The organism is Citrobacter sp. S39 (assembly GCF_009495675.1).
In the GTDB taxonomy this organism is placed as follows: Bacteria; Pseudomonadota; Gammaproteobacteria; order Enterobacterales; family Enterobacteriaceae; genus Citrobacter; species Citrobacter freundii.
On record NZ_CP045555.1, the window covers coordinates 1,035,441 to 1,057,891 of the forward strand.

Here is a 22,451-nt window from a genome sequence, read left to right on the forward strand (position 1 = left end):
TCGCGTCGTTACTCAGTCTTTTTTCGCAGCGTTTGCAAAGAAGATATCAGACTGAATGTCTTTGGTGCGGATGGTAAATAGCTGATTAGTCAGATCTTCCGTCAGCTTCTCGGCGTCGGCCATGATGCGCAGGTTGAAGTCATTCAGCATCTTATCGGCGGCTGGTTTATCAGTTTTCGCCATCTTCAGATACTCTGCTTCAACCTCTTTTTGCTCCTTGGCCACTTTGTCTTCCCACGCTTTGTAGGCTTTTTTGACGATTGGCGCGAGCTTCGGATAATCGGTCATCGTCAGCGTTTGTAATTTACGATATTTCCAGTAGATAGACTGATCGTCCGCTTTATCGGTACCCATCGTATAGTTAGCCGGATACGCTTTCAGGCCGCTGTAGTACGGAACAAAGGCGGTGAGATCGGCCATGCCCAAACCAATGTAGGTCGTTTCACCGATCTCTTTTGGCAACCACGGACGGACCTGCATAACATGCGCTTCATAGGTGCGGAAGACGCTGACAGGACGCCATGGCTCTTTGCCGTTCAGGCCGTTGGTGTAGGGGTCATGGCTGGTGCCTTCATAATGGTTACGCAGTACGGCCTTCACATCGTCCAGCGTCATTTTCTTCTCTGGCGTCATGAAGACCGGGAATTCACGTCCTTTGGCCATATCCTGGTTTACGGAAGGATTGAACTCTTTTTGGATGGTCCATACGCGAGGGTCGTTATACGTGCGGTCACGCTCGTCATCACGGGTATAGGCTTTGGAGAAGTTGAATTTGCCATCTTTGGCCGGTTCGTACAGACCCTTTTCGGTCGCAAATTGAATCAGGTTTTTTGACGCCATCATGTCCGGGTTTTTCGGATCGTAATCCTGTAAGCGGCCCTGGTTACCGGTGGCAAAATACTGGTTATTTGGCAGACGCTGCGCCATCCACTGATGGCCGCTGCCGGTTTCCAGATACCAGATCTCGTTATCGTCGACGACGGCAACGCCAAAGCCTTCGCCTGCGCCGACGGTCTCAACGATATGGCCCAGCAGCGCCACGGCTTCACGCGCGGTTTTACTCTGCGACAGCAGAATATCCGGAATATCGTCTTCGGTGATCCCTTTATCCTCAACGTACGGATCGGCGGCCAGCGCTTTTGGTGAGGCAAAAATAGATTCTGTGCCGCTCACGCCAACGCCCAGTTCGTTAAATCCGGTCGCGCCGTGCAGTTGGGTTTTCCAGTTTGGAACAGTGGTATAACGCAGAGAGTTTTTGGGGAGCGGCCAGGTAAAGTCATTCGCACCGTTATGTGCTTTGGTGCTGTATACCCCGGTCTGATTCTGTTTTGCCGGGTGAATGACAAAATGTTGCGCTTTCAGGGCATCGCTGTCAGCGCTACGGGCAACCAGCATCGAGCCGTCCGCTGATGCTTCGTTACCGACCAGCAGGGTCGTACAAGCAAAACCTGATGAAACAACGGCCAAATTTATAGAAAGTGCAATCAGGCACTTTTTAAAAGTAAACATTACGTATCCCTCATATGTACGCCAAAAATACACCGGAAACATACCGTTTCCTGAAATGCGATAACGTCTGAACCCTCAGACATTGCTCGCGAGAGAGATAAACGCCCCTGCCCACGCCTTCTCCGAATATCCATCCGTAGATTGAAGTCTTCTGGGCAAAATAAAACGCCCATTTCGCTTAATTATTACGCAATGGATATCGTGATATTCAGGATGTTTCCTGATTCGGGATGAAGAATAGCAATGGGTTATTAGAGGATTCAGTGACCCATGTCGCGTAAGTCGATGATGGCAAATATGAATTCCATTGAGGGGGCGCGATTTTTGTTTCCGGATATGACGTTACCTCTTGCGGCAATACAGCGAGGGTACATTGGAGCTGGCAAAGATCCATGCGCCCTTATACTCTTCCATGACCAGACTCAGGGTTTGTCCGCTTTGGCGGTAAAAACCGGGTAAGGTGTTGTTAATATCCGTTTCATCGGCGCTGTCTGCGAAGGTTTTGACCACCTGCATCGCCTGTAGCACCCGGGCTTCGTGCTGTCTGGTGTAGTTGAAATAAATGTTCCTGCTGATGTCTGAGGTATTACGTCCGTAAAGTTTTCCGGTAATGGTGGCCAAACCTGCATTATCGTACATCCGAAACGATAACGTACCGGCAAAGCGATTGCTGCCAATATTCCATTCCATGTTGCCGATGCAACTCAGCGGCTTTTCGGCAAAGCGTGAATACCATAGCCACCCGCCTGAACCGAGCAACGTCGCCAGACCGATTACCAGAAAAATAAGGTGATGTATTTTTTTCATTACCCGCGCATCCAGTAATAGTGGGTAGCACAAAACGCGTTAGCATCTATCCGCGCATCTTTATCACAGACAAATGCCACGATCCTCTCCGCTTTGCGGTAGCCGGAAAGGAAGACGTGCTTGTTGTTTTCACAGAGATAGGGATGCAGTTGCATCAGATTGAAATAATTCTCCTGGTCGTGCTCATTCGGTGAGTAATAAATTTTACAGTTTTGCCGAGAGGGAACTTGCATAGAAACAGACACGAATTTACTAAACGGCATAACAGGACGCGTCTGATACCACACCAGCCAGATAATCAGGGTGGCAATAACGATGCCCGTGCTAAATATAATGTACCACCAGGGTCCCCGCGTCGTTTGTTGAGGCGCGGGAGCAATTATCTTTGGGGGCGCGTAATCCTCAATAACCGGTGGCTGGTAAACTTCACTTTGAGGATGTGTTATCGCCTCAATCTGCGTATTTTCATTTAATGTAAGCCCGCGCCGGGAAATTGTTTTCACCGTATCTCTCGGCAGACCCACATCCGCCAGAGCATTACGTAGCGTCAGAATAGCCTGGTAAAATGTGTTGGTGGTGGTCACATTATTTCTCTCACCCCAGCCCACTTTAATCAACGTGTTCTGAGAAACAATGTCACTTGCGTGAGTAATTAAATAGAGAAAACAGAGCGAGGCTGGGAGCTGAAGTTGTATTGCTCTCCCTGTCTGTCGATTGACCAGGCTTTTGTTATCAGGATTAAATTCGACCAACTGATTGATAAGGTACAATTGCCCAGCCCTCAGTAACCAAAACGTATCACCGCATGTGCCAACACTTACCTTAAATTTTACATCCAAATCGATAATATGCCTCACTCTTTGTACGTGATCGCAGATAAGAATTTCATTTAAGAGTTAAATGTTCTTTACATACAATGTGTTAGCTGAGTAAGTTCTTAGGTAAAATTAACTAATGTTAAATAATGAGAATTCATTACAGGTTTATCTGAATTATGATTATATTTATCCACAGCACTTCAACGGTGATTGAGTTATCAGTATTGTGTAATTAATGAGTATCGTTTACATCGGTTGTTTTTTAGCAAATAGTGCTTTTTTGGGATTTATCCTATGGTTTTAATTTATGCATAAAATTCCTAATGCCCAGACTGTTATTCTGAGATAAGGCACAAAAAAGCTTAGCGCAATCGTATTAATCACAGCCCATACTTATTAGCACATCAGGAGTTTATTACATTTTATTAGCGCCACTGTTATTAGCTGACAAGGAATGTCGTACGTGTCGGATTGACACATTTATTTACCAATGAAATATTTATGGAAAAATAACAGGAGTCATTTTTGATGAAGAGATCACCATCACAGAGTGTTCGTTGCATAAGCTGTGAATTATCCTGTCAATTATTTCCGGATGCTGCGGTTCGCGCCAGTTACTGTCACCGTGCCGCTTTTGCTATCTGGCCTGAGGGAAATGGCTTTCTGCAAAAAGGAATTATTGAAAAACTTCTGCTTAATAATCAAAATCATTTGTCGCGCGGGTTTATTTTTGTGGACTTCTCTTTCCCGAACCTGCGCCTGTTTGCCGACCCGCAATGGGTTGATCGTCTGGCTTATAGCGGCATGCATATTGTTTTGATAGCGGACCGGAACCTGGCGCCGTTAGCCAACTACTGGCTGTCGAAAAGCAATAAAATACAAGGGATTATATATTCTGATGATGATGATGACGTACAGCATCAGAAAATGAGACGATTATTTACCGGTCATCTCGCTAACAGTAAACGTGGGCGCACACTCAACTATACAGAAATGATATTACTGAAGCGATTTGTCTCAGGAAAAAGTATTCAGCAAATTACCCAAATAGATAATATTGATATTAAGAAAATATATGTCTATAAGCTCCGGCTTGAAGATAAGTTGGGCCATAGTATTCATAAAATACTATCGAATATTTTATAACGCATTTCTGATTTTTATTATTTCACATCCTTGCGATGTGGTGGACGCTCTACGCCTAATAGCAGGAGGCTAATATGCCAAATCCCAAATCTTACTCTCGTATTGCCATCGCGGTTTCAGCCGCATTAACTTCTATGGTATTTTCGGCCCATGCAGCCTGGATTGATGTTGATAGTCTTCCTTCCAGCGGTCTGGTTAGTAGTCTGCCTCCGGAGTTGCAGGCTTTATTTCCTGCACAGGCGAATGCTAGTTTCGCTAAAACCAGCGCTACGCCGAATTATGTTTATCAGTGGAGTGCCGGCACCATTCCCGTTTATGGTCATGGATTAACGCTCAATGGGCCAGGGGCAGAAGCCTTCGAACACACCATTACCGTTATTCAGAACAGCGCGACGGGTAGCCCGGGCGTTATTTTCGGTGACGACCTGACGATTCGCACACAGTCGAAGAATGCCGCTAATAATGGTAAGGATGTTGATGGTATCCGCACACACGGGGCCAATTCACCGGATAACCCGGTTTTTATCATCACCGGAGATCGCACCAGCATTTATGTGGACGGTCAGGATGGTGACGGTATTAACGCCGGTTACAACTCCTATAGCCAGGGTTGGAAAGGTTCAGCCAACATATATGTCGGCGACGATCTGTATATTCAAACCACCGGTTATCAGGGGCGTGGTATCACTGCAAACGCAATGAAAGACGCTACGCAGGCCAAAAATACGATTGTCGTCGGCGACCGGGCACACATTGTGACGATAGGTGACAGTTCAGAAGGTCTCCGCACCGGGCAGAGCGGGTCCTCGATCCGCCTTGGTGATGACGCCACTATCGAGACATCGGGCGCTTCCTCGACAGGGATCTATGCCGCCTCATCTTCCAAAACGGAACTGGGCAACAATGCTACGATTACGGTCAACGGCGTCAGCGCCCATGCGGTTTATTCCACCAATGCAACCGTGAATCTCGGCGAAAACGCGACGATCAACGTAAACAATTCGGCGAAAGCGGCGTCTTACAGCAAAGCGCCACGCGGTCTGTATGCGACTTCACGCGGGGCAATAAACCTGGCTGGCGGTGCCGCCATTACCATGGCGGGCAAGCACAGCAATGAAAGTTATGCCATCAGTACCGAAACGGGCGGCTCCGTAGATGGCTCTGCTGGCGGGCGCTTCCTCATCGATGGCGATCTTCATGCCGCTGGCGCGACTGCTGCAACCAGCAGCCTGCCACAGCAAAACAGTACCATTACGCTCAACATGACCGACAACTCGCTGTGGAGTGGGGCGTCATACATCACCAGCGTCACGGCCGGAACGGGGGTTATCTCGCTGCAAATGAGCGATGCGACCTGGAACATGACCAACAGCTCAACGCTCACCGACCTGACGCTGAACGGCGGGTCAGTGGTGAATTTTGGGCATACTGACGGCGAACCGTGGCAGACGCTTACCATTAATGAAGATTTCACCGGCAACGGCGGCAAACTGGTTTTCAATACCGTCCTGAATGACGACACCTCCGAAACCGACAAGCTGAAAGTGCTCGGCAACACCGCGGGTAATGCGTTTGTGGCGGTGAACAACATTGGCGGAACCGGGGCGCAGACCGTTGAAGGTATTGAGATCATCGAAGTAGCCGGTAATTCTGACGGTACTTTTGAGAAAGCTGGTCGTATTGTTGCCGGTGCGTACGACTATAACGTGGTGCAAAAGGGCAGCAACTGGTATCTGACCAGCTTTATTCCTGCTCCGCCGGATCCGGAAGAACCGGACCCGGTCGATCCGCATGACCCAGACCCTGTTGATCCGGACCCGGTTGACCCCATTGATCCAGACCCGGTCGATCCTGTAGACCCGATCATCCCTGAGCCGGAAGAACCTGTTGCGCCTCCTGTTACTGAGCAGCAATACCGTCCGGAAGCAGGCAGTTATCTGGCGAACAACTATGCCGCTAACACGCTGTTTATGACCCGACTGCACGATCGTCTGGGAGAGACGCAGTACATCGACATGCTGACGGGCGAGAAAAAAGTCACCAGTATGTGGATGCGTAACGTCGGGGCGCATACCCGCTTCAAAGACGGTAGTGGGCAGTTGAAAACCCAAAGCAACAGCTATGTGTTGCAGTTCGGCGGCGATCTGGCGCAGTGGAGTAGCGACGGTCTCGACCGTTGGCACATCGGCGCAATGGCAGGTTACGCCAACAGCCAGAACAGCACGCAGTCCAGCCTGACCGGCTACCATTCACGTGGTCAGGTCACCGGTTACAGCGTGGGGCTGTACGGCACCTGGTATGCCAATGACGCCGACAAGACCGGCACTTACGTAGACACCTGGATGCTGTACAACTGGTTTGATAACAAGGTGATGGGCCAGGAGCAGGCGACAGAGAAATACAAATCCAGCGGGATAACCGCTTCGGTAGAAGCCGGTTACAGCTTCAAACTGGGTGAAAACGAGCGCAACAGCTACTGGCTGCAACCGAAAGCGCAGGTGGTGTGGATGGACGTGCAGGCCGACAGCCACCGCGAAGCGAACGGTACCCGCGTGAAAGACAACACCGATGGCAACCTGATGACCCGCCTGGGCGTGAAGGCCTTTATCAACGGTCACAACGCCATCGACGACGGTAAATCACGCGAGTTCCAGCCGTTTGTCGAAGCCAACTGGATCCACAACACGAAGACGACCCGCGTGAAGATGGATGATGTGAGCAACGATATGCGCGGCACGAAGAACATCGGCGAGCTGAAAGTCGGCGTAGAAGGTCAAATCACCCCTCGTCTCAATGTGTGGAGCAATGTGGCCCAACAGATAGGCGACAAAGGCTACAGCGATACCCGCGGTATGCTGGGCGTGAAATACAATTTCTGACGGGATTGTAAGTAACAGAAAAGCCGCTGAATAATGGGTCAGCGGCTTTATTTTTTGGGGGAATTGTAGGTCGGATAAGCGTTAGCGCCATCCGACAATACAAGCTGTGTGCAGCGCTAGCTATTACTATTTTTGTTACAAGCAAGTTCTTTGCCCAAAGCAATCATGGCCAATTCAGAAGGACTGTATTTTGTTCGTTCTTTAGGATGGGTCTGGAGGTAATTACCAACAATATCAGCTTCCTGTCCAATGGTTATGCTCTCATTACAGATGATATTTTCTTTTGATAGTATCCCCGCTACACCGGCAACAAAAGACATATACATCACTGCTGTCTGTTCATCCCGAACGTTCAAATAATCAAAACCTTTCTCATACAACTGATAGCCGTGATAAAGCGAGTTGCCGTCGATATTCAATGTCGATTTTGCCAGTACAGGCGTTGAAAAACAGAGCAATAACAAGACAGGAATGGCAATTTTACTGATCATACGAGCACCAGCCGCCCTTATGGTGTGAGCCAGTACCGCCGTGCGGGTGTTCTCCTTTCGGGCATGCGAAAACAGTGGATGATGCGGTGATAGTGACGAGAGCGATAACCATTGCCATGAATACGTTTTTCATATGTAACCCAATAATCTAATTTATTAGAAACGAAGCTGTCCCTTCCTGATTAAAGAAAAAGGATGCCTGTGTATTTTTAGCGGGATTATAATATGGTGTTTATTGTGCTGTCATGTTTATCGTTTGGCATAGGCCATCAGGATAGTATTTTCATTATGGTTTTTAGTATAGAGATTGAATGATTTCTGATGCGGTTCTGATTCATGGATAATGAGTTGATGCTTCAAATGTCATAATTATTAATTATTGCCCGTAAGTTTATAATGATTTTTTCATTTATTAGGCTCCATTAATTCATCAAAGAAATTATCGCCGTTAACAATATTATCAGAATGAATATCACATTGTGCACATTGAATCCTAGCTTTCAGTAACTGAATTTTTATTTCTTCGACTTTTTCATCGTCGTCAATCGAAACGATTGTGTCTGGTTTTTCGTGGCGATTCATTTGGTTGGGTTCCCGTTATACTTTGGCTTCATTTTCCAGGAAAGTAGGCCGGATAAGCGCAAGCGCCATCCGGCACTAAGTGAACCTGTAAGTACTGCTTGCAGGTTCAGCCGCACTTCACTGGAGAGTCGCCAGCGTGCTCTCAATTCTTTTTAACTTCTGATTTGCCTCTTGCAGCTCATCCTGCAGCCGTTGCTCCTGCTCGCCATAGACCATCAGGATGATACAACCGTTCATCACTTTTACGCTAATCTGTTGCCCGGTATCAAACCCCGCTGCGCGTAGCCACTTGCCGGAAAGAATAATTTTTGGTGTGGATTTGTCGAAAACATTCGGGCGATATCCCACAATTACCGAACGCTCGGTTCCAGATTGGTCGGTGTCTGGGGTAGAATGCGAATCAGCCATAATCAACTCCTTGATAGTTGGTGAGGTTAGACGCTCCGGCTGTGTTTCCGCACAATGGAGCGTTGCTAGTGTAGAAGGCTTTTGGTGGCCTCCTATATGATGAGAGTAATTGGATAGGTAGCCCCATGTCAATCATATCGCGCGAAAAAAAACCAAAAGGCGGCGGTCAGTCACCGCAGTTCAAAATGCGTATTGATCCGGCATTGAAGGAACAACTTGATGCTGTAGCTGCAGAAGAGGGGGTAAGTCTCGCCAGTTGGTTGAAGGAACTGGCGAGGGAGGCTTTGAGGAAAAGAGGTATTGAGCCTAAAGGATAATTAAATAGCTAGTTGTACAACTGAATTTGCAAGGGCGGAGAAGTTATCTCTGAAGTCCTTTCTGTTTGCCTTCATTGTTTCGAGGATAACACCACTTTGCTCAATTTGATCGTCAGTTAAAGCAAATACAGGAGTACTATGTTTTTGTGATTGTGCAATTAAAGAATTAAAATCTGCAATGTTAGATAAATTAAATGGTTCGGCAGATTTTGCTCCGGCCATAAATTCTTCGGCAGTAATGGACATATTTACAGGTTGAAGAGCTGGAAGTAATGTATCTTTAACCTCACCTTTGATGATATCAATCCATTTTTGAAATGATTTTACCGGCATGTTATTTCGTGGTCTATATTTTTGAGATATGAATCCTAAAAATTTTGGCGGACATGCTGGGAACGGATAAATTATGCTATTATCTCTAAATGATTGAATATCTAGATTCCATCTTGGGAGTACTTTTGCAAGAGATTTTATTGCTTGGGCGCAAAAGAAGTCAGGTGAAGTTGGAACTATGAAGTAATCACTCGACATTAATAAACACTGATTGAGTGCTCCAACACTAGGGCTCATATCGATTAATACATAATCGAATTTATGTCTTATTGCTGTTTCTTTAAGAAAAGCTCCTATGCTCCCTGGAATATTTCTGATGGCAGGAATTGCTGCACTTGTAGTTAGAGCAACACCAATTTGTGTTTCTATTTCAGATAATGCAATGTTTCCGCACAGCAAACTAAGGTTAGGGTTGCTTGTAAGAATTGGATCAGCAGGAACAACTTTGCCAAGGGAACCATCAACTACTGGTTTAATACATGTATAAATATCTGAGTTAGGGTTATTAGCATATACTGTGTCAAAATCATCAGTCGTAGAATAACCGAGGACAAGGGCAGTTAAATTACACTGTGGGTCCGCATCAACAATTAATGTTTTGAACCCTTGTTCAGCTAACATCCAACCCATATTGAATGTTGTTGTGGTTTTACTTACGCCACCTTTATGATTGAATAAAGATATTAATTTCATCCATAAACCTCTGTATGTAGTTAAAGATATGAAATTACTATTATTTAATATATTCAGTGCTAAATAATTTTGATAAGGAATTTTGGCGGAGATCACAGGAGTCGCATTTGGTTGTTAATCATGTTGAATTTATTGATTATTTTTAGATGCGATTTTGATTAATGCCCCCAATTGTGCCCCCACATGTTTTTCCTAGCTGGCCAACTGGCTGTGTTATGAACGCCTCAAGCCAAGGTTAAACTGTGCCCGATGAACATCCAAAGGTGTTAGCCAATGTTCTTGATCCTGCCAGGAGAAACCCTTCTGGTCAATGCGCACAAGCTCGAATCTCTCCACAAGAAAGTTAACGGCATCGGTAAGATTCACTCCCGCCTCTATGTGTTCCAGAATCTCCGTATCATCACTGAACGGTGTGTCGTTGATCGTCAGGCCGTAATGATGCTCTAAAAGGTATGTTAATAATTGTTGCCATACTTTGACAGACGATGGTCGTGACGAAACCGGCACGATGTTCGGAGCAGTTGAAATTTGCATGTTGGGTCCTGATAAGAAAGAGCTGAGAAGAGCGTTACCTGTCACTAGGCTAAGGATAAATAGTGATGTAAACGTAGCCACAGCTACCACAGGTATCTGCTATGCATGTAAACCCGGCAAGGTGAACTACTACTTGGTGTTGCTGGCGCGGGTTTAGCTCGCCAGTACGCAGCAGATTTTCAAGTTGTTCTGTGAGCGCAGAGAAAGATCGCTCTAAATCCCGCAGCTGCTCAGGGGTAAAGCTCCCCTTCAACCCGGCCCTGTCTGCCAGGTAATGCAGCCGGTTGCCTTCCTGAATTAATCTGGCACCAAAACGTGGAACAATATCGCTTTTTAGCCCCCATTCATGGGCTGGTGTTAATGACATGAAAACCTCCCTTTAAAGCAAACCAAGTTCAGCAAAAGACACCACCCCGTTTCCCACCACAAGATGATCCAGCACGCGCACTTCCACTAGTGCCAGCGCTTTCATAATCCTTTGAGTAATATGTTTGTCCTGTTGACTGATTTCTGTCGTGCCGGACGGATGGTTGTGCGCCAGAATGACCGCAGCAGCGTTATGCTTCAGGGCCGATTTCACCACTTCACGGGGATGCACCTCGGTATGGCTGAGCGTGCCGGTAAACAGTGTTTCTCGCTCCAGCAGGCAATGCTGATTGTCGAGATACATTACGATGAAGACTTCCCGCTCCAGGTGAGCCATCTGCAGTTGCAGCCAGGTTTTTGTAAGGCTGGTAGAGGTAAATGACTCACTCGGTTGACGCTGGTATTTCTCCAGCAGACGTAATGCTCGCTGGATGACTCGCTGCTCGTTTGCAGGAAATACCGGGGATAAATTGATCGTAGACATGGTTGCTCCTTAGAAAGAAAAGCCCTTCTGAATCTTCGGAAAGGCTTTAAGGGAAAATAGTGGAAGAGATCATGAAGCAAGCTGCAGCATATTCTCAGCCATCACCCAGAGGGCCCGGTTGAGCTTCACATCACCGTCAATACCTTTCACTGCTCGGGTATGGGCGCGCTTTCCTTTGGTTGTTCTCCCCGAGAGCCCGCCTTTGATCAGGTTTTCCTGAATACGCTGGTAAGTGGTCCAAAGGTCGTTGCTTTCGTCCTGCCAGCGGCGTGGGGAAAGTATCTGCGTCTCTGTCACCGGTTGGTGCTCCTCACCGAAGCGATATGCCAGCGCAGCTTTCGCCATCGCCTGCTGAGCGGGCGGCGGTAACAAAAGTGACTGCATGGCATCGCGTTTCTCTTCTACACGGTCAAATATTCCCAGTACTTCGTAGGCCCCTTCGATGACTTTCTCTACTACGTTGCCTTTATGCGGCACGCGCACTTCGCCAAAACTCTCACCGCAAATCAGCCCATTTTGGCAAACTGCTCTGAATAACCCCGGTAGCATCTGATATGAGCTGGAGCCATCGTGGCTATTCAGCAGAATAATTTCGGGAACCTGTTTGCCAGTAATCTGGCCTTCACGACGCAGGCGCAGCATGTGCTTCGTATGCTCTCGTTTGCTCTGGTCGCGGACTCTGGTCTGGCACGCGAAGAATGGCTGGAAACCTTCGCGTTGCAGGTTATCGAGAAGGGTAATTGTCGGGATGTAGGTATAACGATCGCTACGGGATTCATGTTTTTCTTCGCTGAAGACACTGGGCACATAATGAGCCAGTTCGTCGCGAGTTAACGGGCGGTCACGACGAACAAGGTTGACTGCACCAAAGCGGCTGGCTAAACGGGTCATAGTTGATTCCTTTTCAAACGGACATAAAAACCACTCTAGTAGAGTGGCATTGGATGGAAGATAAAATGTTCAGGGAGAGGCTGGTGGCTGGCTCTGCTGTGGCGAGAGTTCTCTGTCAGGTAATGCCGATGGTATTTGCTTTTCGGCCTGGTGATGTTGTAATCGCCGCAGAATAAAGGGTTTACTGTACTTGAAGTATCGAAGACACCATTCGTACTGAACGACTCGCCTTATGTTCAGAGGTAAGCGTTCATACGCTTTGCTGCACACCGATAAAACAAAGGCATCATCATTGATTCTGTCCTCTGCTATTGCAGCCAACCCATTGATAAAGGAACGCTTCAGCTTTTGTCGAAAGTTAGCTTCCAGGTGAGCTTCGGATGGTGATAGTACGTCTGGTACAGGTGCTGGCACGCAAACCGTGTTTCCTGATTGGGACTTTTCAGGCAAGCGTGGCGAGTTTTTTTATGAGTCTTATCAGGCTATAGGTCATCAGGCTGGCTCCCATTGCCTGGCATACAGCCGACTTACTTCTCAGCAGAGTGAGCCCTGCGACGCTGAAAACAACGGGCCAGGTCAGCCCAAATGATTCTGCATCTGGCGTTATATCGTCCGGGGATTTTTTAGTTTTCATAGGTTGATCCAAAAGGTGTCCGGTACCGCAGGAAGCTTATACCGGACTGGAAAAGTAATTAGGGAAGATCGACTGAGGCTATTTCCTCAGAAGCGTTTGTGGGGCCACTGTAAACGCCGACATATTCATTTTGAGGGAAGATAATTACTGCATTCTTCTTCGGATCAAAAGAGCAACCACTTAATCCTGCAATTGCGGCGGTTTTCCCGGAGCTTGTGTTTTTGACAATCAGTTTGTTGTCTGTACAGTTGCTGGCTTTAATAAAACTCACCACATAACCGTCCTGCTCTGCGACGGTTTCAGCGGTCGTTGATTTTGGCTCAGAGTTACGTACTTTCTGCCCGCTTGCCCGATCGCTGCTGTAAGGAATATATTGCGCAGCATCATTCCGCATGGTCGGTGGATCATTGTTCAGACCAAGATATACAGGACAACCGGAGGCACCCACCTCGCAGCTCTTTTCGACGATAGCACGTGACGGCCAGCCTTTTGTGCCGATGTAGGCAGCACCGGTTTCATCCAGGCAGTAGGTTTCCTCCCATGAATAATTTTTATTCTGACCCGGCATAGTGCGTGTCGTTACGAGACAAGTCAGAGCCTTAACCGGTTTACTGTCGTAGCGGATAAAGTTCTGTTCAAGCGGTGATGCTGCGTACAATAAAGGAGAGATATTCGCTGCAGCCGCCTTGTTTTGTGCCTCAGCGCTAAAACCAACTCTGTTGTTGAGTTTTACGCTGACTGCTGCATCGTTCATTTCGCGAAGCATTTCACCGCCGTTATCTGTCAGAAATAACGTATATCGTTCTGGATGAATATTACCGGGAATGGTGATGGCAAAGCTGAAGACCGGGAGCAAAAGCGTACAGAGTAAAATTAGGCGTGAAATAAATGTCGGCATATAAAGATATCCTTACTGATGATTAAAAAGGTGGGAGCATTAGCTACCGGATGGGATGGTTAATGGCTGATGCAGTCTTCCCAGTTGAGATCCTCCAGAGCGTCCCTGAGCCCTGCGGTATTGAACGGGTGAGATACGGGTTTATTCATCCGGGTGATTTCAATTTGCCCATGGCTGTCTGTGTTTTTGAGCGCTATAAAAGCCGCCTCATCTGGCGGGTAATGAACAGCGTTGATATTGATTCCCATGACTTCTTGCCCATTATCTGGTATATCCATTGGCTCCTTATCAGACCCGCTGTAGCTCACTATCAAATGGCTATCCCGGCAGGTGAGCGTCATACGTTCTCCGGAGCTATTGTCAGCGTTAAGTTCAAACTCCATCGCATTGACAGTGCCAAACCAGTTGCCCCATTGCTGCTCCTGACCCATGGCGTGCACAACACAGCTAAACAATGTTGCACCAAAAAGAAGTACAGACGTAATCTTCAACATAGAGATTCCTTACTATTGTTTTACAAAAGAAAAATGGCCTTTTGTTGTATAAAGGGCCATTCGATGGTATGCATTTTGTCCGGGGCGGGATAATCGTTATTACAGATCAGTTGCCAGGAATTGATCGTTATTATCTATGAAAATAGCGATCAATAACTTATTATCAATAGGAATTAACTATCATTATTTGAAGTATCGATCGGCGTTGTAGATCAATGCGGTGAGACATTCCAGAAACTGTCCGGAATGATCTCACCGTGGTAATACAGGTCTGAAAAGAAATGGGATGGGTCAGAACGCGGGGGATGCTCAGTGTTAGTCCTTGTCACCTTCCATCATCGCTTTTTGCAACCTCGTCCAGATTCTTTTTGAGGTTGAGCTCGGATTTTTATCTGGCATCGCTCCCGAGTGTTCATCAATGCGAGGTAATTTCCCCATACGTTTCAGGACTTCCCCAATGGAAATATGCGTGACCTGGCCGTCGCTGGAATTATCAGCGGGGGTGTCGTGCTGCGCCTTTGTATTATGAGCCTGACAGTTCTTTTCTTCCTTTTTCGTTATTTCATTGACCGGAGCATATTGGTTATAAGACTGTATTTCCGGTATGGAGGACATATTACTGATAGTAGCAAGTTCGGTAAGTGTTGTGACTGTCAATGGTACAGAAACGGGATTCGGTGCTGATGTTTTATTCTTTACCCGGGCACGCAAAGATGCTTTTCTTTCTCTGGTATCAGAAGTTGCTCTGTACTGATGTACCTGCCATGCCTTTTTAAAACGTTGAATAAACAATTCATCTTTTAAAAACATATACATGAACAAAAAATAAAACTTAACAGCCATGTATTTTTCAAAGGAGCCTGACGGCCTCAGCATGGACAGCATACTGCGGTTGGTAAAAGATACCGGATTGATTTCCCCGGTATAATGCCCCTCACGATCTTTTCTCCGGGTATTCATTCGACTTCTGTCTTTCTGAATGTATTCCCAGGCCCAGTCGCATTTTTTCTTGTTTTTTGGTGAAAGAGGGAAATTTATACTCGAAGGATAAATCTCTTCCCACTTGTTACGAATCTGGCGCATCAGATCGAGCCTGGCTTTGAGGGTCGCAGGCGCACGGTCAAAAAAATCCTCTATAGCAGACAGACGCTCTTTATTATCGACAGGATAAGCATCCAGTTCCAGTTTATTGTAAAGGGAATCATGAATGTTGGGATAGCGTTGATTCCTTATTCTACCGACTATAAAAACGTCCAACTCAAGCACTTTGAATGAATCGTGTATCTGGCTTTTGATAAACAGCCATGTGAAGTAGCAAGCATCAGGTGTTTTTTTTACCCAAGAAAATTCAGATGCGGGCATCTGGAGTGATTTAAAATCATTAAAATCTAGTGTGTAGATCCTCTTAACTTCATTATCTTTAATCAGTCGTACAGCCTGATTAATTGCATCTGCGGCGATTTCAATATTACTGCCAAATATGTCATCTGCATTGTAAATGTTTTTTGTTGTTGCCAGTTTATTGGTCAATATGGCCAGATCCAGATCAGACAGGTACCACAGGAATAATCTCAGGTCTCTCCTGTTATTTATTATTGCACTGTGCAGTGAATTTTCCACAAGTTACTTCCTGTTATACGTTTCGATTAAATATCAACCATCATAAGGTTAGGTTTAAAAATAGTCAAAAAAGGAGATAAAAAACTAGTTATCTTCATAGCTATCAACATAGTTTTTTATGTAGTAAAAAATGTAGTACATGATTGTCCTGAAAGTCTCGTAGAAGAAGGGTTTTTACCATATTTATGGGTGTGATTTCAGCACGACTTCATGCTTCCAGTTTATCATAGTGTAACGACAGGGTGACTTCTGAGCATCTGCAGGAAAAGGTTGCAGCTTTCAAATGCTGCCCAGAACACTGGAAATGTAAAATCGTACATACGCGATCAATGACATGAAAGGATGCCGACCGGTGTCCTCCTGATACATTACGGAGACATGTCATGAGCACTATTAATATTCACGAAGATAAATTCGTTAGCATGCAGTTCATTACTGAGCTGACAGGGTTATCTGATAAATGGTTTTATAAGCTGGCGCATGAAGGTAAGTTTCCAAAGCCGGTGAAGTTTGGTCGCAGCTCCCGCTGGATTGAAAGTGAAGTAAAAGAGTGGATCGAGGAGAAGATTAAATTATCGCGTACTGACTCTGTTGTAATCTTTAATGAGGGAAATGAGTAAGTCCTTTCCTTATGAAAAACATGCTAACTTCGGAGTGAATTCTAAATATAGAATGCGAATACATCCAAGAATGCATTGGTCGTTTAATACACCAGTTGTGTTGGTATGGTAATATATACTTGTTAGTACAATCTACTATACATGCGTAATATGCTCATCAACACCAAGTACTGCACTAAATAAGCAATCATAACTACCTGCATAAACTTCATTAATATCACATCAGTGATATATCTCATATAAGCTTATCAGTTAAACATGGCATCTACACTCTAACAATCTGAAGTGATATCACTCACATCCTTTAAAACATTATGGCATCAGAAATGATGCTCTTCATTTTGAGAAAAGAAACAATGAATAATATCTACACACTCAATATGGGCCATGCACCATTCAACACTCATTACTTACATCGATTGTCGAATGTCATTCATAACGCTGTGCGTGAACATCCAAGAACAACAGCCATTCGTGTTGACCTTCATGTACCCGATTATAAAGATACCGGCGATAGCATTTCTTGCATTATCGATATGAATAAAGGACTAATGTCCCGTTTTATTGAAGCACTTGATTCCCGTATACAGACATTCCTGAAGAGTAAAAGTAAAAATGGCATGAGAGTCTATCCATGCCATTTACGCTACGCCTGGGTTAAAGAAATCGATAAAGATAAAAGTGATAAACCACACTGGCATGTGGTGTTATTCCTCAATAAGGATGCCTTTCTCGGTCTTGGTGATTATACGGGGAATGATTATAACGTGGCCTCTATGATTCAGGCTGCATGGTTGAGCGCTTTAAAGCTACCGTTAGCTACTGAATACTTAACGCTGATTCACTTCCCTGATAAACCCTGTTATCACCTGAATATCAATAATCCTCCAGCCTACTCTGAGTCATATAACAGTTTAATGTACCGCCTTAGCTACCTGGCAAAGGAACGTACGAAAGTATACAGCAATGAGGAACGGTCATTTGGCTGTAGCCAGTCTTGATCGAACAGGGGCTGGTCAGGGTGTTACCGCCAGCCACATCTCTCAGTCACACACAAAGCCAGCTAACCATGCTGGCTTTTTCATTTGCTCCGGGGTTCATTATGAATTACTTCGTTTTAGCCACTCACGCCGTCACCGCAGAGGGTGAATGGGTTACACCAGACTCTGTTCAACAGGTTGATTTTGATTCATTGCAGTGCATTTACTGCAAACTGCAGATCGGTGTTCAGTTTGACCCTCTGACAACTACTAAAACGTTTGTGCACCTGCCAGGGCATATCAACAATGTCGCTCGGCTTAAAGCATGTCGATTTAACAAGCTCCATGCAGTGCAAGAGCAAACCACCTCACCACAAACAATACCTCCTCCACAAAAGCGCCTTCCACCGGCTAACACGTCTATGCGGCAATGGAGATGCTGCTGGTGCCATATCTGCTGGCATGGAGAGAAGATATGCCCTCAATGTGCTGACTGGCTTTATGCGACAGATGCGTAAAAGGCTGTACCGACTGCTTTGTACCAGAAGCAGACGTAGTGAGCTGCCCTCACTACAGTAAGTCTTAAATCCAAGTGTTGAACTCTTGCAATTAACGGCCGATGATAAGAAAAGAATAAAGTAAAATCGCTCAGAACCTTCGCTGTTAAATTTTATGAGCTTTTTGCCAGAAGAACGTCTTTCCAAAGCCTATGTAATGCATTTAGAGGGAGTTTTATGTATTTATCAAAACTCGGAATCCGCAACTTTAGAAATTTTGAGGCGGCTGATATTCCCCTGGCAGGTAATGTTGTGTTATTGGGGGAAAATCGTGTCGGTAAAAGTAATCTGCTTTTCGCAATTCGACTGGTTATTGATCCCACTCTGCCTGATTCAGCCAGGCAGCTTAAGCTGTCAGATTTCTGGGATGGCTGCGACCTTGAATCAAACCCTCAAATTGAGGTGCACCTTGAATTCGCCGATTTCGACAGTGACCCTTCCCTCTCAGCTCTGTTGACCGATTTTCGCATCGCAGAGGATCCTACCGTAGCAAGGTTGAGCTACATTTTTCGTAAAAAGGAAGAAGTCGATGGGGCTCCACGTTCGGGTGAGGACTGTGAGTTTATTGTTTTTGGCGGAGGTCAGGAATCGCGAGCCATACCTGGACGCGTCAGGCGGCGGATCTCCATTGATATGCTGGACGCGTTACGCGATGCAGAAGCACAACTTGCTTCTTGGCGAAACTCTCCGCTACGCCCCTTATTGGAAGATGCATTCTCTTCACTGAGCCGAGCCGATTTGGATCGCGTAGCAACTGAGCTTCAGGCAGCAACGGAAACCATGGAGAAGTTCCCATCAATTAAGGATCTCGAAGATTCTCTTCGTGGTGGCATTCTTGACTTGGCTGGAACTGCTCACGATTTAGATGCCCGCCTCCGTTTTGCGCCTGCTGACCCGCTCAGATTGATGCGTTCTATCTCTATGTTCATTGATGATGGAAAGAGAGGCATTATTGAAGCGAGCCTAGGTTCTGCGAACGTGGCTCTGATATCACTCAAGCTAGCAGAGTTTGCATGGCGACGTGAAAAGAATGAACGTAATTTCTCCCTGCTTTGTATTGAAGAACCCGAAGCACACCTTCACCCACAGCTTCAGCGCGCTGTTTTTGACAAACTCTTCAATAATGCCGACAAAGATCAGTCTTTGATTGTAACGAGCCATTCTCCCACGCTGGCAACCATTGCTCCTCTTCGTTCTGTTGTTCGCATTTGCAGGGATCCTGAAGGGCGATCCCGAGCTTTTTCCCTAGCCGATCTGCCAGTAACCAGTGAAGAACTCGACGACATTGAACGATATTTAACAGCAACCAGATCGGAGCTGCTTTTTGCTAACGGGGTAATATTTGTTGAAGGCGATGCTGAGGAGGTTTTACTTCCAGGTTTCGCACAGGCCATGGGGATCAATCTCGACCAGCTAGGGATCACGGTATGTAACGTAGCGGGAGTTAATTTTGAACCATACGTGAAGCTGGCAGCCAGCCTCGGACTACCTTTTTCCGTCGTAACCGACTGGGACCCACTGGATGGTACGAAACAACCGATGGGTAAAACCCGTTCAATTGGTATCTGGCAAGCATATAGTGATGTATCGGAAAAACTGGGAAAACTAACCCCAGAAAATATTAATTGGTTCAATAACAGTTCTTATGAAGTCTGTAAGCCTGTATTTGAAAGGATTGGCATTTTTTTAAACGATCAGACATTTGAAGTCGCTGTAGCCAATACGACAGGCCTCAAAGAAGCGCTGCTTGATATCCTCGATGAACAGGGATTTGGTGTGTTACGTTCATCAAGGATTGCTTCATGGCGTGCCGGTATAGCTCCAGACCCGACGCAACTTCTCGCGATGATATCTGACATAGGTAAAGGACGGTTGGCTGCCAAGCTGAAGCAAAAAGCACCTGGGCTTGCGCCGCCGGAGTATATTGCTTCAGCTATTCAATATGTGGTGTCGAATGTCTGACCGCCGCGCACTTTCAGAGGCTCTGAATGAGCTATTGCCGAACAGAGAGCAGTACGCTGCGGCCACATACCCCGGCCACTGCGTAGTTATTGCTGGGCCAGGCAGCGGGAAAACCAAAACACTTACGACTGCCATGGCACGTGCCCTGATTGAAGAGGTCGCTGACCCCCGAGGCGTGGCCTGTATTACTTACAACAATGAATGCGCTTCTGAACTTGAAGGACGTCTGGCATGCTTTAAAGTCATTGGCGATGAGCGGAACTTTATTGGCACCGTGCATAGCTTTGCATTAAATCAGGTTTTAATCCCCTACTCACGATGTATACCGGGTTTGCTGCCGGATGATTTTCGTGTGGCGACCAGAGATGAAAGTCGCGCGGCTGTTGAAGTGGCTTACCAGGCTAGATTCGGATCTGTCGGAGATCCTCATGCACGGTGGAAATTTGCAGAAGAGAAACGACGCCGGGATGTGAACCGACTCCTACCGGCTTGGCGGAATAACAATCCGGAGCTGGCAGATTTTATTGAAGGTTATGAGGCAGAACTTCGGCGCTTAGGACTGATTGACTTTGATGATATGCCACTCATCGCTTTTCGTATTATTAGCGAGCATGAATGGGTACGTAATGCTATCCGGTCGCGCTATCCTGTTTTGTTTGTAGATGAATATCAGGATCTTGGGCACGCTCTTCATGAGCTGGTTCTGCTGCTGTGCTTTAACGGTGGAATACGATTATTTGCGGTCGGTGATGCAGATCAGTCCATTTACGGATTTAATGGTGCAAATCCAGGGCTACTGGATAGTCTTGTTTCACGGGCAGATGTAAGACCGTTCCGTCTTCGCTTCAACTATCGATCTGGCGCGAAAATTATCAGGGCATCACTAGGGGCGCTGGGAGAAGACCGCGATTATGTTGGCCCCGATGGTAATCCAGAGGGAGAGTTAGGATTCCATGGAATTAATGGCGATTATGACGCACAGGCGCATTTTATCGCTCATGATCTAATTCCTTCGTTGTTTGAAAGAGGGTTTCATCCTGAACGCATCGGGGTTCTTTACCGGGCAGCCTGGCTTGGCGATAAAGTTGCGGATGAGTTCAAGGCCAGAAATATTGCCATAATACGTGCTGACAGTAATGCTCTCATTAAGCGCAATTCTCGTCTTGCCCGTTTCATCGAAGCCTGCAGTCAGTGGGTAACTGGGGGATGGAAAGAAGCCTCTCCACTATTTAACCTCTTACTGGGTCAGGCGCTCTTTCTTGTTTATGGCCGCCGCGCAAGCCGTGCTGAAGAACAATTACTGACCGTACAGCTCATCACTTTTTTACGAAACGGAATTGATAAAGCGGAAAGTGCTCACGAGTGGCTGAGACGTTTAAATGATGAGCTCATCACCGGCTGGATGGCTGTCTCACAGAACACTCAGCAGGAATGGGATGTCATCTCTGAGTTACTGAAACGAACCGATCCCCTCAGGGGACTGGATGTGGCTCTGGATATATTCGCTGGGAAAGTAGAAGGAACTGGACGCATCACCCTTAGCACTCTTCATAGTGCAAAAGGCCGAGAATTTGATGTAGCCATAATGTTTGGGGTAAATAAATATGACTTCCCGAGTAAGCGAGATCTAACTTCAGATAATGCCCTTCGCGAGGCCCGTCGCCTCTTTTATGTAGGCGTTACTCGTCCCCGAAAAGAGCTGCACATGGTTTATGAAAAGGGTAAACATTCACCTTGGATTGCCGAACTGTATCATCGCAGCCAGCAGACATAGAACCTTATGCATCTGACCTGCTCCCACTTTATTGATAAAGGCGAAGTTAGAGAAACCGCCATCTGGCTGTAAAACATTATGAATTTCTGCTTCTCCCTCACAGCAGACCTGCAGACCACTCAATCTGCCACTGCATGTCAGAAGCGGACGCCAGAATTATTGAAACATTCCAGATAAATCCAAACCCAAAACAGCTATTGAAATCAAACCGGCATAGCGGATACATTACGCAGGTTATTACCTTGTATCATCAGGATGCCGTTGACTGTGTTTATCAGCCGTGAAGTCATTTCCAGAATCGTGCTTATCATCATGGCTGTTGCCGTGCTGAGCAGTTCGCTTATGGCAAAACCACAGGCTGTGTACAACGTTCAGGATACAACCTCCATCAGTGACCATCAGCACGATAGCGATGAACCACTAAATGAGCACGATCCGCTGTTGTTCCACTCGCACGGTAATGTGCATCACCTCAACGCCGATCATTCCCACGATCTGAACAAACTATTCACGCTGACTGCTTTGCAGGCCTGGAACGCAGGCATGCGGGTGACGTTCGCGCTGAGTTCAGAACAAACCCTGCGGATGCCCCAGGCCACACCCGAACGCCCTCCGAGATCCCTGACTGCGTAATAACTTCCATTAATTCGTTAT

The 22,451-nt window shown here is 46.4% G+C and carries 23 protein-coding genes; 8 read left to right on the plus strand and 15 right to left on the minus strand.

Annotated elements, in window-relative coordinates; genetic code table 11:
• Window positions 1-12 precede the first annotated feature (12 nt).
• The 3 genes from GFB57_RS04820 to GFB57_RS04830 form a co-directional block, all read right to left on the minus strand.
• A complete protein-coding gene (locus GFB57_RS04820) occupies window positions 13-1,509 on the minus strand; it encodes a C69 family dipeptidase (protein WP_005121531.1) in 1,497 nt (498 codons plus the stop codon).
• Window positions 1,510-1,851: 342 nt separating this feature from the next.
• On the minus strand, window positions 1,852-2,316 hold the full coding sequence (locus GFB57_RS04825) for a hypothetical protein (protein ID WP_003023985.1): 465 nt from the start codon (window positions 2,314-2,316) through the stop codon (window positions 1,852-1,854).
• A complete protein-coding gene (locus GFB57_RS04830) occupies window positions 2,316-3,086 on the minus strand; it encodes a winged helix-turn-helix domain-containing protein (RefSeq protein ID WP_032932761.1) in 771 nt (256 codons plus the stop codon). The genes GFB57_RS04825 and GFB57_RS04830 overlap by 1 nt, the downstream gene beginning before the upstream one ends.
• A 576-nt stretch (window positions 3,087-3,662) precedes the next feature.
• On the opposite strand from GFB57_RS04830, the gene GFB57_RS04835 reads away from it, so the two are divergent.
• Both GFB57_RS04835 and misL read left to right on the plus strand, forming a co-directional pair.
• Entirely contained in the window at window positions 3,663-4,280 is a 618-nt protein-coding gene (locus GFB57_RS04835; protein ID WP_003023988.1) for a helix-turn-helix transcriptional regulator, read from the plus strand.
• Between the two features lie 74 nt (window positions 4,281-4,354).
• Entirely contained in the window at window positions 4,355-7,159 is a 2,805-nt protein-coding gene (gene misL, locus GFB57_RS04840) for an intestinal colonization autotransporter adhesin MisL (protein ID WP_003023990.1), read from the plus strand.
• Window positions 7,160-7,275: 116 nt separating this feature from the next.
• Here the strand turns inward: misL and GFB57_RS04845 are convergent, their stop codons facing one another.
• The 3 genes from GFB57_RS04845 to GFB57_RS04855 all read right to left on the minus strand — a co-directional run bounded on the left by GFB57_RS04845 (window position 7,276) and on the right by GFB57_RS04855 (window position 8,640).
• Entirely contained in the window at window positions 7,276-7,650 is a 375-nt protein-coding gene (locus GFB57_RS04845; RefSeq protein WP_003023992.1) for a Rap1a/Tai family immunity protein, read from the minus strand.
• Between the two features lie 405 nt (window positions 7,651-8,055).
• Window positions 8,056-8,232, minus strand: coding sequence for a hypothetical protein (locus tag GFB57_RS04850; RefSeq protein WP_003023994.1), 177 nt, complete (start codon window positions 8,230-8,232; stop codon window positions 8,056-8,058).
• 117 nt (window positions 8,233-8,349) lie between these two features.
• A complete protein-coding gene (locus tag GFB57_RS04855) occupies window positions 8,350-8,640 on the minus strand; it encodes a SymE family type I addiction module toxin (RefSeq protein WP_003023996.1) in 291 nt (96 codons plus the stop codon).
• A gap of 125 nt (window positions 8,641-8,765) precedes the next feature.
• Between GFB57_RS04855 and GFB57_RS04860 the strand changes: the two genes are divergently transcribed.
• On the plus strand, window positions 8,766-8,957 hold the full coding sequence (locus GFB57_RS04860; RefSeq protein ID WP_003023997.1) for a toxin-antitoxin system HicB family antitoxin: 192 nt from the start codon (window positions 8,766-8,768) through the stop codon (window positions 8,955-8,957).
• On the opposite strand, the gene GFB57_RS04865 is transcribed toward GFB57_RS04860, so the two are convergent.
• The 9 genes from GFB57_RS04865 to GFB57_RS04905 form a co-directional block, all read right to left on the minus strand.
• A complete protein-coding gene (locus GFB57_RS04865) occupies window positions 8,958-10,079 on the minus strand; it encodes an AAA family ATPase (RefSeq protein WP_275368263.1) in 1,122 nt (373 codons plus the stop codon). It lies immediately after the preceding gene.
• A 117-nt stretch (window positions 10,080-10,196) separates the two neighbouring features.
• Entirely contained in the window at window positions 10,197-10,517 is a 321-nt protein-coding gene (locus GFB57_RS04870) for a TA system toxin CbtA family protein (RefSeq protein WP_072324101.1), read from the minus strand.
• A 49-nt stretch (window positions 10,518-10,566) separates the two neighbouring features.
• Window positions 10,567-10,884 (minus strand): type IV toxin-antitoxin system YeeU family antitoxin, encoded by a 318-nt coding sequence (locus tag GFB57_RS04875; RefSeq protein ID WP_061549934.1) that lies wholly within the window; start codon window positions 10,882-10,884, stop codon window positions 10,567-10,569.
• Window positions 10,885-10,896: 12 nt separating this feature from the next.
• Window positions 10,897-11,367 (minus strand): DNA repair protein RadC, encoded by a 471-nt coding sequence (gene radC, locus GFB57_RS04880; protein WP_061549933.1) that lies wholly within the window; start codon window positions 11,365-11,367, stop codon window positions 10,897-10,899.
• 69 nt (window positions 11,368-11,436) lie between these two features.
• The gene (locus GFB57_RS04885) at window positions 11,437-12,258 is read right to left on the minus strand and encodes a DUF932 domain-containing protein (RefSeq protein WP_023315136.1); all 822 of its coding nucleotides are present in this window, start codon (window positions 12,256-12,258) and stop codon (window positions 11,437-11,439) included.
• Between the two features lie 442 nt (window positions 12,259-12,700).
• Window positions 12,701-12,892, minus strand: a complete 192-nt coding sequence (locus tag GFB57_RS04890) for a hypothetical protein (RefSeq protein WP_061549932.1) — start codon at window positions 12,890-12,892, stop codon at window positions 12,701-12,703.
• 58 nt (window positions 12,893-12,950) lie between these two features.
• Window positions 12,951-13,790, minus strand: a complete 840-nt coding sequence (locus tag GFB57_RS04895) for a hypothetical protein (protein ID WP_061549931.1) — start codon at window positions 13,788-13,790, stop codon at window positions 12,951-12,953.
• A 59-nt stretch (window positions 13,791-13,849) separates the two neighbouring features.
• Entirely contained in the window at window positions 13,850-14,284 is a 435-nt protein-coding gene (locus GFB57_RS04900) for a hypothetical protein (RefSeq protein ID WP_061549930.1), read from the minus strand.
• A 315-nt stretch (window positions 14,285-14,599) separates the two neighbouring features.
• Window positions 14,600-15,904, minus strand: a complete 1,305-nt coding sequence (locus tag GFB57_RS04905) for a hypothetical protein (protein WP_290366939.1) — start codon at window positions 15,902-15,904, stop codon at window positions 14,600-14,602.
• A gap of 383 nt (window positions 15,905-16,287) precedes the next feature.
• Here GFB57_RS04905 and GFB57_RS04910 point away from each other — a divergent pair, with 383 nt between their 5' ends.
• The 5 genes from GFB57_RS04910 to GFB57_RS04930 all read left to right on the plus strand — a co-directional run bounded on the left by GFB57_RS04910 (window position 16,288) and on the right by GFB57_RS04930 (window position 22,430).
• Complete coding sequence (locus GFB57_RS04910) at window positions 16,288-16,524, plus strand: AlpA family transcriptional regulator (protein ID WP_055317440.1); 237 nt, start codon at window positions 16,288-16,290, stop codon at window positions 16,522-16,524.
• A 356-nt stretch (window positions 16,525-16,880) separates the two neighbouring features.
• Window positions 16,881-17,525 carry an inovirus Gp2 family protein gene (locus GFB57_RS04915; RefSeq protein WP_061549966.1) on the plus strand — a complete coding sequence of 215 codons (645 nt, stop codon included), beginning with the start codon at window positions 16,881-16,883 and terminating at the stop codon, window positions 17,523-17,525.
• A 713-nt stretch (window positions 17,526-18,238) separates the two neighbouring features.
• Window positions 18,239-20,023, plus strand: a complete 1,785-nt coding sequence (locus GFB57_RS04920; protein WP_055317439.1) for an AAA family ATPase — start codon at window positions 18,239-18,241, stop codon at window positions 20,021-20,023.
• The gene (locus GFB57_RS04925) at window positions 20,016-21,797 is read left to right on the plus strand and encodes an ATP-dependent helicase (RefSeq protein ID WP_061549928.1); all 1,782 of its coding nucleotides are present in this window, start codon (window positions 20,016-20,018) and stop codon (window positions 21,795-21,797) included. The genes GFB57_RS04920 and GFB57_RS04925 overlap by 8 nt, the downstream gene beginning before the upstream one ends.
• A 267-nt stretch (window positions 21,798-22,064) precedes the next feature.
• Window positions 22,065-22,430 (plus strand): hypothetical protein, encoded by a 366-nt coding sequence (locus GFB57_RS04930; RefSeq protein WP_055317446.1) that lies wholly within the window; start codon window positions 22,065-22,067, stop codon window positions 22,428-22,430.
• Window positions 22,431-22,451 lie beyond the last annotated feature (21 nt).

Bases quoted from the DNA above. Each gene is read 5' to 3' on its own strand.
- GFB57_RS04820 (WP_005121531.1), bottom strand. From the start codon at position 1,509: ATGTTTACTTTTAAAAAGTGCCTGATTGCACTTTCTATAAATTTGGCC.
- GFB57_RS04825 (WP_003023985.1), bottom strand. From the start codon at position 2,316: ATGAAAAAAATACATCACCTTATTTTTCTGGTAATCGGTCTGGCGACG.
- GFB57_RS04835 (WP_003023988.1), top strand. From the start codon at position 3,663: ATGAAGAGATCACCATCACAGAGTGTTCGTTGCATAAGCTGTGAATTA.
- misL (WP_003023990.1), top strand. From the start codon at position 4,355: ATGCCAAATCCCAAATCTTACTCTCGTATTGCCATCGCGGTTTCAGCC.
- GFB57_RS04845 (WP_003023992.1), bottom strand. From the start codon at position 7,650: ATGATCAGTAAAATTGCCATTCCTGTCTTGTTATTGCTCTGTTTTTCA.
- GFB57_RS04850 (WP_003023994.1), bottom strand. From the start codon at position 8,232: ATGAATCGCCACGAAAAACCAGACACAATCGTTTCGATTGACGACGAT.
- GFB57_RS04855 (WP_003023996.1), bottom strand. From the start codon at position 8,640: ATGGCTGATTCGCATTCTACCCCAGACACCGACCAATCTGGAACCGAG.
- GFB57_RS04860 (WP_003023997.1), top strand. From the start codon at position 8,766: ATGTCAATCATATCGCGCGAAAAAAAACCAAAAGGCGGCGGTCAGTCA.
- GFB57_RS04870 (WP_072324101.1), bottom strand. From the start codon at position 10,517: ATGCAAATTTCAACTGCTCCGAACATCGTGCCGGTTTCGTCACGACCA.
- GFB57_RS04875 (WP_061549934.1), bottom strand. From the start codon at position 10,884: ATGTCATTAACACCAGCCCATGAATGGGGGCTAAAAAGCGATATTGTT.
- radC (WP_061549933.1), bottom strand. From the start codon at position 11,367: ATGTCTACGATCAATTTATCCCCGGTATTTCCTGCAAACGAGCAGCGA.
- GFB57_RS04885 (WP_023315136.1), bottom strand. From the start codon at position 12,258: ATGACCCGTTTAGCCAGCCGCTTTGGTGCAGTCAACCTTGTTCGTCGT.
- GFB57_RS04890 (WP_061549932.1), bottom strand. From the start codon at position 12,892: ATGAAAACTAAAAAATCCCCGGACGATATAACGCCAGATGCAGAATCA.
- GFB57_RS04895 (WP_061549931.1), bottom strand. From the start codon at position 13,790: ATGCCGACATTTATTTCACGCCTAATTTTACTCTGTACGCTTTTGCTC.
- GFB57_RS04900 (WP_061549930.1), bottom strand. From the start codon at position 14,284: ATGTTGAAGATTACGTCTGTACTTCTTTTTGGTGCAACATTGTTTAGC.
- GFB57_RS04910 (WP_055317440.1), top strand. From the start codon at position 16,288: ATGAGCACTATTAATATTCACGAAGATAAATTCGTTAGCATGCAGTTC.
- GFB57_RS04915 (WP_061549966.1), top strand. From the start codon at position 16,881: ATGAATAATATCTACACACTCAATATGGGCCATGCACCATTCAACACT.
- GFB57_RS04920 (WP_055317439.1), top strand. From the start codon at position 18,239: ATGTATTTATCAAAACTCGGAATCCGCAACTTTAGAAATTTTGAGGCG.
- GFB57_RS04925 (WP_061549928.1), top strand. From the start codon at position 20,016: ATGTCTGACCGCCGCGCACTTTCAGAGGCTCTGAATGAGCTATTGCCG.